At 45.9% G+C, this 11,415-nt stretch carries 10 protein-coding genes; 4 read left to right on the forward strand and 6 right to left on the reverse strand.

The features are described 5' to 3' along the window. Positions 1 to 119 precede the first annotated feature (119 nt). The 4 genes from EGV92_RS03440 to EGV92_RS03455 form a co-directional block, all read right to left on the reverse strand. Positions 120 to 1,127, reverse strand: coding sequence for a hypothetical protein (locus EGV92_RS03440; protein WP_131667794.1), 1,008 nt, complete (start codon positions 1,125 to 1,127; stop codon positions 120 to 122). A gap of 227 nt (positions 1,128 to 1,354) precedes the next feature. After that, a complete protein-coding gene (locus tag EGV92_RS03445; RefSeq protein WP_131667795.1) occupies positions 1,355 to 2,200 on the reverse strand; it encodes an SDR family oxidoreductase in 846 nt (281 codons plus the stop codon). A gap of 122 nt (positions 2,201 to 2,322) precedes the next feature. Continuing rightward, positions 2,323 to 2,904, reverse strand: a complete 582-nt coding sequence (locus tag EGV92_RS03450; protein ID WP_131667796.1) for a GNAT family N-acetyltransferase — start codon at positions 2,902 to 2,904, stop codon at positions 2,323 to 2,325. Positions 2,905 to 3,149: 245 nt separating this feature from the next. After that, on the reverse strand, positions 3,150 to 5,282 hold the full coding sequence (locus EGV92_RS03455; RefSeq protein ID WP_242678582.1) for an Lnb N-terminal periplasmic domain-containing protein: 2,133 nt from the start codon (positions 5,280 to 5,282) through the stop codon (positions 3,150 to 3,152). 224 nt (positions 5,283 to 5,506) lie between these two features. Between EGV92_RS03455 and ampD the strand changes: the two genes are divergently transcribed. From ampD to EGV92_RS03470, 3 genes are all read left to right on the forward strand, one after another. Further along, positions 5,507 to 6,115: a 1,6-anhydro-N-acetylmuramyl-L-alanine amidase AmpD gene (ampD, locus tag EGV92_RS03460; RefSeq protein ID WP_242678583.1), complete on the forward strand. Its 609-nt coding sequence runs from the start codon at positions 5,507 to 5,509 to the stop codon at positions 6,113 to 6,115. 155 nt (positions 6,116 to 6,270) lie between these two features. After that, positions 6,271 to 7,821, forward strand: a complete 1,551-nt coding sequence (gene murJ / locus EGV92_RS03465; protein WP_131667797.1) for a murein biosynthesis integral membrane protein MurJ — start codon at positions 6,271 to 6,273, stop codon at positions 7,819 to 7,821. A 350-nt stretch (positions 7,822 to 8,171) separates the two neighbouring features. Further along, the gene (locus EGV92_RS03470) at positions 8,172 to 8,813 is read left to right on the forward strand and encodes a hypothetical protein (protein WP_131667798.1); all 642 of its coding nucleotides are present in this window, start codon (positions 8,172 to 8,174) and stop codon (positions 8,811 to 8,813) included. 17 nt (positions 8,814 to 8,830) lie between these two features. Here EGV92_RS03470 and EGV92_RS03475 read toward each other — a convergent pair whose 3' ends face one another. Beyond that, entirely contained in the window at positions 8,831 to 9,367 is a 537-nt protein-coding gene (locus EGV92_RS03475; protein ID WP_131667799.1) for a GNAT family N-acetyltransferase, read from the reverse strand. Positions 9,368 to 9,866: 499 nt separating this feature from the next. Between EGV92_RS03475 and ribF the strand changes: the two genes are divergently transcribed. Beyond that, entirely contained in the window at positions 9,867 to 10,940 is a 1,074-nt protein-coding gene (ribF, locus tag EGV92_RS03480; RefSeq protein WP_131667800.1) for a riboflavin biosynthesis protein RibF, read from the forward strand. Between the two features lie 183 nt (positions 10,941 to 11,123). On the opposite strand, the gene EGV92_RS03485 is transcribed toward ribF, so the two are convergent. Next, complete coding sequence (locus EGV92_RS03485) at positions 11,124 to 11,363, reverse strand: DUF2789 domain-containing protein (protein ID WP_131667801.1); 240 nt, start codon at positions 11,361 to 11,363, stop codon at positions 11,124 to 11,126. Positions 11,364 to 11,415: the final 52 nt, after the last annotated feature.

The raw sequence follows: 11,415 nt of genomic DNA on the forward strand, positions 1-11,415 counted from the left end.
GACCAATAATTACTAGGAAATATAACCATTTTATGTCGTACTACCTTACTATCAAACTGGCTGTTTAAACCTTCTGTTTAAAACCAAAGTTAAAACAACTGCTTTAAGCAATCTCTTCTTTATCCTAACCAACCATTAACATAATAGTCACTGACATTAGGATAGCGAGACAGTAAGCCGCAGCGTGAAGACACGTTAAAATAACACATGCCATCCGCATCTAGCTGAATCTCCCAGCCTAAATAATAGGCGGCGACAATGACATGTCCTGCAAATAGACGAATCTGGCGATACTGTTGCCGATGCTGCGGCAACAACGACAGCTGACTTAATAGGTAGCTGCGCAGATAGTGACAGATATCCTTCGCACTATAGCGGCAATTAATTGTCTTACGCGTCTCACAAGTACGTAAAGCATGGACAGCAACACTACAAGGCAATATATCTGATACCAAGCTACCCTCGCCACTATCAAAGCGCTCAGGATATAACAGTACCTCCCAATCATCGGCGTAGATACTGTTCAATAGCTCATCAGCATCATAATTGTAACGATGCTCAGTGTGCTGTGCTGCAGGGGTAAGCTCTGAGTACGAGTTGGTGCGCAAAGCGATCCCGTAGCGTGTCAAATCTGGATACGCCTTGAGCGCAGCATGAATGTCTACCATGTCCAATAACGTCAATTGGCTCAAAGATGGTAGTAAGGGCTGCTCACTATAATTGGTATAAAAACTCGCTGGTAGCTCAATGAGACCCGCCGCCGTCAGTAACGCTAAGTGCTCCGCTAGAGCCTCAGACTCAATAAGCGCCCATTTTGATAGCGTCGCTTCTGCTCTCATAAAAGTCTGAGAACGTTGCAACTTAGCGCTCTTATATTGCGACTTGGTGCCCTTATAAAGCCGCCGAAGCTGGCCATTATAATTTGGGGCCGGATCAGGGATATCAGTTAAGGGTCGAGCCGGATTAATCGGGGTCTTAGTCGGGTCAAAATTTGGGTGACGAATGGCAGGCGCTTGGGACAGTTGTTGAGCTTTATTATTATCTGACGCAGTAGCGATTTTTCGTGAGCTTTTAGCGACTATCATGGCGTCTTGTGCGGAGGATTCAGAGGCGGAGGGCTGAGTCATGACATCTCCCAATAAATATCTGGCGGCGGCGAATCAACAACTTATCAATACAAACCTGTGGTGAGGCAGCACTACGTAAAGTTGATATGGCTACGATCGGTAGAAATACGGCTAAGATGATAGCATACGCCTGCTATGGATACGTCATTGACTTGGTATATTATTGCGGCTGCTTTCTTGATTTCTAAAGCCAATTACCTAACAAGGTAGGCACGTAAAATCATCCATTATAACTTTGCTAATATATACTGATAGCCTGCCTGCCAATCTGGAAACTCCAGCCAATCTCTAGGAATATTGCTATGTAGTCTCTTGCCTGAGACGGGCTTTGACTCATCAATCGTAGGCGGCGTAGTACCCAACTGCTCGCATAACCACTTTAGCATTTCATACGATGTCACCGGTCTATAGTCAGTCGCTAAATAAACGGGCTTAGGCGCTGATTCTAACGTTAGCACTTTAGCAATAAGGGTAATTAGGTCACTATCCATGATACGATTGGACCAAGCGTACTCTGGCATTGCGGTCTTATCTTGCTCCTGAGCTTTACGAATGCGCATCAGGCGCTCTACCCCGTAAATACCGCTAGGGCGAATAATAACCGTCTTATCAGCATAGGCTTGCTGCAAAGCTTGCTCTGCCTTGAGAATATAAACGGACGACTCACGTTTGGGCGTCGCAGGCGCTATTGTCTCATCAATCCACTCGCCATCATCCTGACCATAGACACCTGTTGAAGAGATAAACACGACCCGTTCAAGTTTTGGTAAGTTGTCTGACAGCTGAGCTATATGCTGGGCGATGCCAAGATAGGTATTTTTATAAGCGTCCACATTGTACTCGTCAGGGGTGACAATAATCGCAATGTGGCTAAAGTCATGCACCTGCTCAGAGGTAAGAGTCAAGGCATCAGCTTGAATAAATTTGGCCGACTCGTGCAGCTTGTAGCTGCTACGCTCACCTCGAGCCAGTCCAGTCACCTGGTAGCCTTGCTCGGTCAGCTTATTAGTGACCGGCGCACCAATATCACCCTGGCCGATAATGAGAATATTAGGTTGGGAGAGCTGGGTCATGATGGCATCCTTATTGTCGTAAATATTGTCTTGATATAAATTAGCAATGGCTGACCATTCATTCTAAGGACAATATTTAAAAAAGCCATTGTCTTTCGTATCCAAGGTAGAGCCTCTTATAATTAGCTGCCGTTACTTGCCGTCCATTCTCGTCGCGTGATTTTATATAAAACATGCCTCGCTAAGGGATGGGTCGGATCTGACTCAGGTATAGCAGGATGCTCAAAGTCGCTTTGCGTATTGGTCATGCCCAAACGCTCCATGACTAACCGAGAGGGCTGATTGATCGCTGCAGTAAAAGAGACGACTTCATTGGCATTGAGCACTTCAAAGGCGAATTCTAATGCAGCACGACCAGCTTCTGTCGCGTAGCCTTGACCCCAATAGTTAGGATGTAGTCGCCAACCGACCTCAATACACGGCGCAAAGGGCAAGTCTGCTTGTGGCTCATGCAAACCCACAAAGCCAATAAATCTGCCAGCTTCGTGACTCTTCTTTAAGCCAACGGCCCAAAAGCCCCAGCCTCTATCTGCAATAAGCTGTTGGCACTTTGCCGCAATTTGGTTGCTCTGCTCTACTGATAATAGCTTGGGGAAGTATTTCATCACTCTTGGGTCGGCACTCATCTCGGCAAAGCGTGCAAAATCATCTTCTACCCATTGCCTAAGATAAAGCCGCTCGGTTTCTAGTATCCAATTTGGCATGGACGCCACCTTATCAATAGTCTCTGCCAACAATGACAAGAGATTTGATAGCACTAATTCTAAACGCTCCAAAGTATAATCGTATAAGCTTCCCAAAGCAGCCAGCCTACAATGGCTATACTTAATAGTAAGATAATAATTATTGAATACTTAATTTCTTTCTTCATATCTTTAGAAATATAGTATTAATTGATAAATAAGGTTTTCGCTATATCAAAACCTAATGCTTACCTGAAATATCGATTTCAAAAATACTTCACGTAAGCCAGCTGCACGTCGTCTTGATCGCGGACACGATGTTGAAAATCATGACTGCCTTGCAATCTTACTGCTTGGGCACGATCGATATCATACTGTACACCAAAGGTAGCAATAGGCTGCCAATAATGGCCGCTGGCATTGCTATCAACGCTCTTGTCTGAGATTTTATTAATATCGCCATGATACCAATACGGCAATTGCAATTCAGCGTGAGCACGCAGCTTGGGGTTGAGCTGATAACGACAGCCTAGATTGGCCCCAATACCGACACGCCAACCATTATTAATGCCTTTACCTACTTGGGTAGCCCCCATTCCCAGTGCATAACAAAGCTGTGGGGGCAATTCACCTGAACCAGCTGTTGGTGTCCCAAAGGCCATGGAGATGCCGTGCTCGTAAGCGGCGTTTGCCACAAGACGATCGCCAGCATTGGCTTCGGAACCATCATTGACTCGGGTTGCCCCAAGATTAGCGCCCCACGTCTTGCCAGACTTGGCACTATTGATAGGGTTAAAGGAGCGGCCGCGAATGAGTGTAAAGTCTTGTAGTTGGATACGGTCCTGATAAGGGTGGTCATTATTACCATCATTAGCGTAAACGCGTAGATTCGCTGACAAGCCTTCAAAATCAAAGTTTTGCGGATAACCTGCTGGTCGGTCTAGTAAGTCGTTAAATCCAGCCCGCAAACCAAAGCTAAGATAAGCATCGTTGTTATTTTTACCATCAATCTCACCGCTTCGTTGGCCAATACCAACCTTGACTCTGTTAATAGGATGAGCGTCGTTAGGGTTGTTACTAGCGGGCGTGATAGCCGTGGGTAATAGCTTGTTATCCTCGCTAATAGCACTATCAGGTAAGGCGCGCGCCGTACTAACCACAGCGCTTTCGGTGACCGCTGCGGCATTACGTTTTGCTTGCTTTAGAGTATTGTCAGCCGGCAGATAGCTTTGCTCGGTAATTAGCCCTTCTTTAGTCAACAGTCGCACCACATCTGATGGTACGACCACATACGGTAACTGGCTCAGCAAGCTACTCTCTGGTCGCACAATATCGATATAACGCAGTATCTCAGAGGCACAATTGTCCGTGGTAAAATAATACGGCAGTCCTAAGTCCTTGGTTTCCCACACATGACGCATGATCTGTTGAACCTCGGCTTGGGTAAGTGCCAAGGGATAGCTCCAGACATCACGATTGTCTTTTTTGAGATAATGAGCAAGCTTTTGTGGATAAGGGTCGATAGTTATGTCATTGGGATAAGCCCCGATGATGGATTTGCCCGCGTAAACCACAAAGCTATCGTCAGGACTGCCTGCTACGGTATCGTTGAGAGCATGAGCGGCATCAATATTGGCTGGATCAGCCAAGCTCTTAGTAGAGTCGATAAGCATCAGCGTATGGGCGAAGGCCGATAGCGGATTGTCCAAGTACTCACCTGCGAATACTACAGACAGTCGCTGTGCATCGAGCTTATCCATCCACGCATCAAACTCGGGGCAATGAACCTCATCAAGCACTTTGTTAGGAATCTCAAGTTGGCTCTGCAACCAATATCTACGCGCAGGGAAGCGGCACAAGGTGGTATGGCGAGATCGCTTATCCGTAGCACTTAATGAAGAAGTCGGAGCTAACATCAGCTCAAGCAAGGCCTCTAGCTCAGCCTGTGCATTAGTCTTGCCCTCTGGGCTAATAAAAAACTCAGGGTTATCTACTTGACTTGCGCCTTTGCTACGCGAGTTAGTCTGCTCGGTGTAATATAATAAACGTCGCCAAGTCGGATGCTCTGCCAGTTTTTTCTGCAAAGCTTGTTGACGTAACTGTGGATAAAGGCTGTGCTGGTTGTGGCTATCACTATCAATGCCGCTATCAATATTATTCGTTTGTCCTGCAACGTTGGTAATCGACGTCAGCGTCACTACATCGGGCTTGTCTAGGTTATTGGCATCAGCCGTCGTCTCTGCTACCGCACTGCTACTAGCCATTACAAAAAAGCTGACTCCTGCCAGCAACGTCGCCACTCGCTGTAACGTCACTCGACTACAATCACTGTAGCAATTAACTGCTACTAGATGAGCATCGATATCATCATGCTTAGTCGGGGTTAGTATAGGTGACATAAGGACCTCAAAGCGAAATAGTGGTACTAAACAAGGCGCGGATGAGTCCGCTGCTTTATTGTGTTGAGTTAAGATGATATTACCATGACAAATATTTGCCTAGCGATATAAATCGCTATCATAGCAGCAAAATTATTGTCCAACACTAGGCTAGTGCTTGCATCCTAGAGATATCTAACCTAGGCTATCATGAATATTTACCATTCTTATTTTGAAACTAAACTATGCCCACACCTACTCTGCCAATATCTGACACTTTTAATATCATTGATGGTCGCCTGACTTCGGCCAATTGGGTGCCTTCGCCTAATTTTAACGCGCGGCCCGATGACACTGAAATTAGCGCTATTGTCATTCATAACATTAGCTTGCCGCCTAATGAGTTTGAAAAAACGGACGCTCGTGGTATCCATTACGTTGAGGCGCTATTTACCAATACCTTAGATTGGGAAGCTCATCCCTACTTTAAAGCCATTGAAGGTATGGAAGTCTCAGCGCATTTGTTCATTCAGCGCGATGGTAACGTGACTCAGTTTGTCAACTTTGCAGATCGCGCATGGCATGCGGGGCGCTCAAGCTATTTGGCCCAGCCAGAGTGTAATGACTATACGATTGGCATTGAGCTTGAAGGCTCTGACTTTCAGTCTTTTGCCGATGCTCAGTACGCGACCTTGGCGCAAGTGATTGCTGCAGTTTATCAGGCCTATCCCAAAACGCGGCGGCACTTAACAGGACATAGCGATATTGCGCCAGGGCGAAAGACTGACCCAGGTGAATTTTTTGAATGGACAAGACTGCGTAAAATGGTAAGCGATTTACTACTTCCATCCTAACTGTCTAACCAAATACCTTTAAGGTGAGCAGGGCAATTAATCTATTTAGAAGCTTCAATCTAGTTACCACCTTATTCCATCTCAAATCCATCATACCGACTTGAGATAATGCTATAATCCACTCCATTTCGTTGGGTTAAAGGCATTGATTGTTCATGGCAAAAAGTAAACTGTTTCGCTCGACCATGGTCGTCAGTTCTATGACGATGCTGTCACGCGTTTTAGGTCTCGTTCGTGATATGGTGCTAATGAGCGTCTTTGGCGCAGGCGGATTGATGGATGCCTTTTTAGTCGCCTTTAAGATCCCTAACTTTTTACGCAGGCTATTTGCCGAAGGTGCTTTTAGCCAAGCCTTTGTTCCTGTCCTCTCTGAATACAAAGAGCGCTTTACCCTCCAAGAAGTTCAGATTCTTATCAGTCGCACCTCAGGCGCCTTACTGATGATTTTGTCGCTACTCACAGTGGTGGTAATCTTAGCAGCGCCATGGGTAATTACTTTATTTGCCCCTGGCTTTGCCGACAGTCCGGATAAATTCGCCACTGCCAGTGAGCTACTACGCCTCACCTTCCCTTACCTGTTGTTTATTTCCATGACGGCCTTTGCCGGTAGTATATTGCAAAGTTATGGCCGCTTTGCAGCGCCCGCTTTCGCGCCAGTGCTGCTTAACCTCTGTATGATTAGTGGGGCGCTCATCTTTGCTCCGATGTTCTCTAAGCCTATCATGGCACTTGGCTACTCGGTCGCCATCGCTGGTCTATTGCAGTTTATGATTCAGCTGCCACAGCTGTGGCAACAAAAGCTGTTGGTTGCACCTAAGGTCAACTTCCAACATGAAGGGGTCCGCCGTATTCTCAAGCTAATGCTACCGGCCATCTTTGGCGTTTCGGTCACCCAAATTAACTTACTACTCAACACCGTATTTGCCTCTTTGATGATGGGCGGCTCTGTATCTTGGCTTTATGCCGCTGAGCGCTTAAGCGAATTGCCGCTTGGCCTGATTGGTGTGGCGATTGGTACAGTGATACTGCCTAGCCTATCGGCTAGTGAAGCCAAAAAAGATGACGTTACTTTTAGGAAGACTTTAGATTGGGCCTCGCGCCTGATTATCCTAATCGGTATCCCTGCCGCTGCGGCGCTCTTCGTCTTGTCTGATGTGTTGATGCAGTCGCTATTTATGCGCGGTGAGTTTGTGCTTCGTGATGCTCAAATGAGTGGTCTTGCGCTTCGTAGTATGTCGGGTGGTATCTTAGGCTTTATGTTAATTAAAATATTTGCCCCTGCATTTTTTGCACGTCAAGATACCAAGACACCAGTGAAGATTGGTGTCGTGGCCGTTATTGCCAACATGGTATTCAGTGTTATTTTTATCGGTGTGTTTTACTTCTTTAAATTGCCACTACATGGCGGCTTGGCACTCGCGACGACTGGTGCTTCATTTGTAAACGCGGGTCTGCTCTATTATTTCTTACACAAGCGCGACCTATTTCGCTTCGGTCCACATTGGAAGAAGCTGTTTGCCCAATTTGGTTTTTCGTGCGCAGTTATGGTAGCGGCTCTTTATGCCATGCTACCCTATTTCCCCACCCATTCTGCCCAGTGGCAGCGCATCGGGGCGCTGTTGATCATCAGTGCCATTGGCGCTGCGGTCTATGGTGTCGTACTATTGGCAACGGGCTTTCGACCGCGTCAGCTTAAACACGGTTAATTAAACAAATAATTTAACGAGTCGTCTTCACTACTGCCCATAGCTATTAATTACAGCTATAGTCGAGTCTAGATAAAGTAGCGTCATCGTAATATGATGCGCAACGGGTACATACTTTTTTGGCTGGCGGCGGGCACGCTGACAGAGGCTGCAGAAAACTCATCCCAGTATCACTAATAAACTTACTACATGCCGTCTGCGCATCAGACCAGTGACCGACAGTCAATCTGGACTGACGCTTAAAATAATATCGTGAGCACACTGTAGCATTGAAAATTGCCGGTCATGTCATCACTTCTATTAAAGTACCCGTCATTAAAAAAACTTTATTCATCTACAAGAGAAGAAATATGTCATTATCAGCGAAGATTTTACCGCTAACTGCCGCCCTAGCAGCGACCATAGCCATCTCAGGTTGCAATAAGCAAGAACCTACTGACACCGAGACGCAAACTACCGCCGCGACGACCAATGAAAATACAGCGACTACGAGTGAAGCTACTGACACCGACCCCTTAAATACTGAACCTAGCGATACAGCCACTAGCGCAGAAGTAGCAGCGGATACAGTAGCAGATCTAGATGAGCCAAACGCGGCCACTAACACCAGTACAAGCGATGAAAATAAAGACACTGGCCTAACAACAGCGACGGACAATAAAGCGCAGCAAAGTCTAATGACCAACCCAGTCGCAGCTGGCAGCCCTGAAGCCACACTAAAAGCGGCTCTTGATACCCTATACTACGGAGATGCCAAAAAAGCCGCGCGTTATTACCAAGTAGATATGGAAAACTTCAGCGAGGAGCTTGCTAAGACCCAGTTTGCCTTTCAGCAAACCGTCGAGGGAGTCACCGTAACCAACACCACCTATAATGCGGATAAAACCAAAGCGACCATCGAAGGCGAGCTGATGCTCAAAGATCAACAAGACCCAGCGCCCTTAACCTATGAGCTACAAAAGATCGATGGGCAGTGGAAGATTCTTGGTTAGACCCTGCTAATATTAGGCTACTGTGATGGGAGGATCGCTCTTCCCAACATTACCACATCGGCAGTAAATCCATCCATATCGCAAACTTGTGGCATCACGCCCCACCGTACAAACCCTAAGCGCTCAAATAGCGCTAAGCTAGCCTCATTATGAGCAAATACTAGCGCCACCACGTTATGGATACCAAGCTTAGGGGCTTGAGCTAGCATCCAATCAATGAGCTGCCGCGCTAGCCCCTGACGCTGAAAGTCTCTACTGACATAGATACTAATCTCACTGCTGATATGATAGGCGGGACGCTCATATAAATTACTAAAGCTACCCCACGCCATCATCTCGCCCAAAGCATTCTTGATAACATAAATGGGCCGATGGGGGTCAGTCAGATGACTGTCAAACCATGCTTGACGCGCTTGCACCTCTACAGGCCTTAAGTCTGCAGTCGCTTTTTTTGCCTCGATATTCTGATTGTAGATGGCGACGATAGCCTCAAGATCTGCGCTGTCAGCAAGACAGATATGCCGCGAGTGAGTCAACTGAGCAAGTGCTGCCATTATCTTTGCTTCCTTAGTTTTATACTGATATATAGTCAATCCTATTTAAAACTGGTACGTAAATAGTCGTTGGTATAAATCTACTGGCTAGACGTCATAAGATGACTGAGGCGAGCGTAAACTCATCCCAACGACTTTGTAGTAAATCTAAAATGGATTGATGATAGTAGATTCACTCGATCCAGAATACAGGGCTACCAGATTGTGCTTCACAAAAAATAGCTTAGACTCTGTCAGCGTGCGCGTAGCAAACTAGAATCAGCTAAATCAGTAGCGCACTAATAGGAGCGTGTCTTTATTATTATCTTAACTCGACTATCAAGGCTGGGTGAGTGATTGGCTATTTAGGCTTATTTATGACTTTATACTAAGTTTGCTAATCTTCACGCTATTTATGCAAAGCTTAGTCGCAATTTACTTTATAATGGCAGCCTAATACACAGTCGTCCATCCCATCTGGCGGGCTACTTTCTCACTATTGTATGCGCTTAATTTGCCTATGAAAATCTATTTTCTCGACGAGCTTTTGCACACCCACTCTGACCCTTCACCATCAGCCAGGACTTTGCCAACCAGCACTTTACCTGCTAGTACCTTAACCATAGGTAACTTTGATGGGGTTCATCGAGGTCATCAGGCCATGCTAAAAGAAATGCTATCGCAGGCTCAAGAGCGGCAGCTTAGCAGTGCAGTGATGCTATTTGAGCCGCAGCCGCGAGAGTATTTTGCTAAGTTATCAGGAAAGCCAAATAGCGCGCCTGCTAGATTGACGAGCCTTGGTGAAAAGCAAGCTTTATTGGCAGACTTCGGTATCGAGACTCTAATCATTGCACGCTTTGATGAGGCTTTTCGCTCCTTATCTGCTAAGGAGTTTGCCCAAATTCTCACGCAGAACCTCAATGTAGAAGCACTGGTATTGGGTGATGACTTTCGTTTTGGTCACGACCGCACAGGCGATAGTGAGTTTCTACGTAAATTTGGCTTACCTGTGACCACACTAGATACCATCACCGATAATACTTTATTGGCGGAGCGCATTAGCTCAACTCGGATTCGACATCTACTAGCCAAAGGTGAGCTTTGCGCGGCAAGCGAGCTTTTAGGCCGTGACTATAGTATTACAGGAGAGGTGGTCAGAGGTGACCAAATTGGGCGCACCCTAGCCTTCCCTACCGCCAATATTGCCCTAAACCGACTAAAGCCAGCTCTACATGGGATCTATGGTGTCGATGTGGTGATACTAGATAAAGACGGTAATATCGATAAGGATGGTTGGCAAGCAGCGGCAGATACTGCCTCAGCTGGTGTCAAAGGTCTGCGTAAGCACAGCTTATTCGGTACCGCGAATATCGGCATCCGCCCTTCAATTGACAGACCCTCTGATTGGCGACTTGAGATCTATTTCCCAGAGTTTAAAGGGGATCTATATGGTAAAACTCTCAATGTCCGCTTTATTCACTATCTTCATGACGAAAAAAAATACGCTGACCTTGACGCCTTAAAGTCCGGTATCGATCAAGATGTAAAAGAACTTTTGGCTTGGCGACAGTCGCAGTCCTTAGCAAACAGTTAAATGTTTTTATGACATCATTGGTTTGTCATTTGCTGATTTATTAGTATAAACCAACTGCTGTTTATTGCTTTAAGCCAAAAAAAACCTGCTTTGAAAAGCAGGTTTTTTTGGTTTCAACAAGCTCTAAGCTATTAAATACCGCTCTAGACAGTTAGTTAATAAGCTGTAGGCGGTTAACAGGCTCTAAGCAGTAGGGTGTAAGCGTACGTTTAGCTCATCAATGACCTCTACCCAAGCTGCGTCTTGCTTCCACTCTTCTTGTAAAAACATACGTTGCTTGTCATTCCAAACATGAGCGTCAGTAAGTTTCTCTTCTTTTGCCAACTGATTGTTGTTAATAAATTCTTCAATCGCTTCATCTGAGCTGTCTAGCCCCAACTGAGCAAAAAGATTATTCATCGTGTATTCGTTTTCACCTAACATGCAGTCTCTCCTAAAAAGTAAATATCCATGATACTAAAGTAGCCCCCTGACG

The sequence above is a fragment of the Psychrobacter pygoscelis genome (assembly GCF_004335015.1).
In the GTDB taxonomy this organism is placed as follows: Bacteria; Pseudomonadota; Gammaproteobacteria; order Pseudomonadales; family Moraxellaceae; genus Psychrobacter; species Psychrobacter pygoscelis.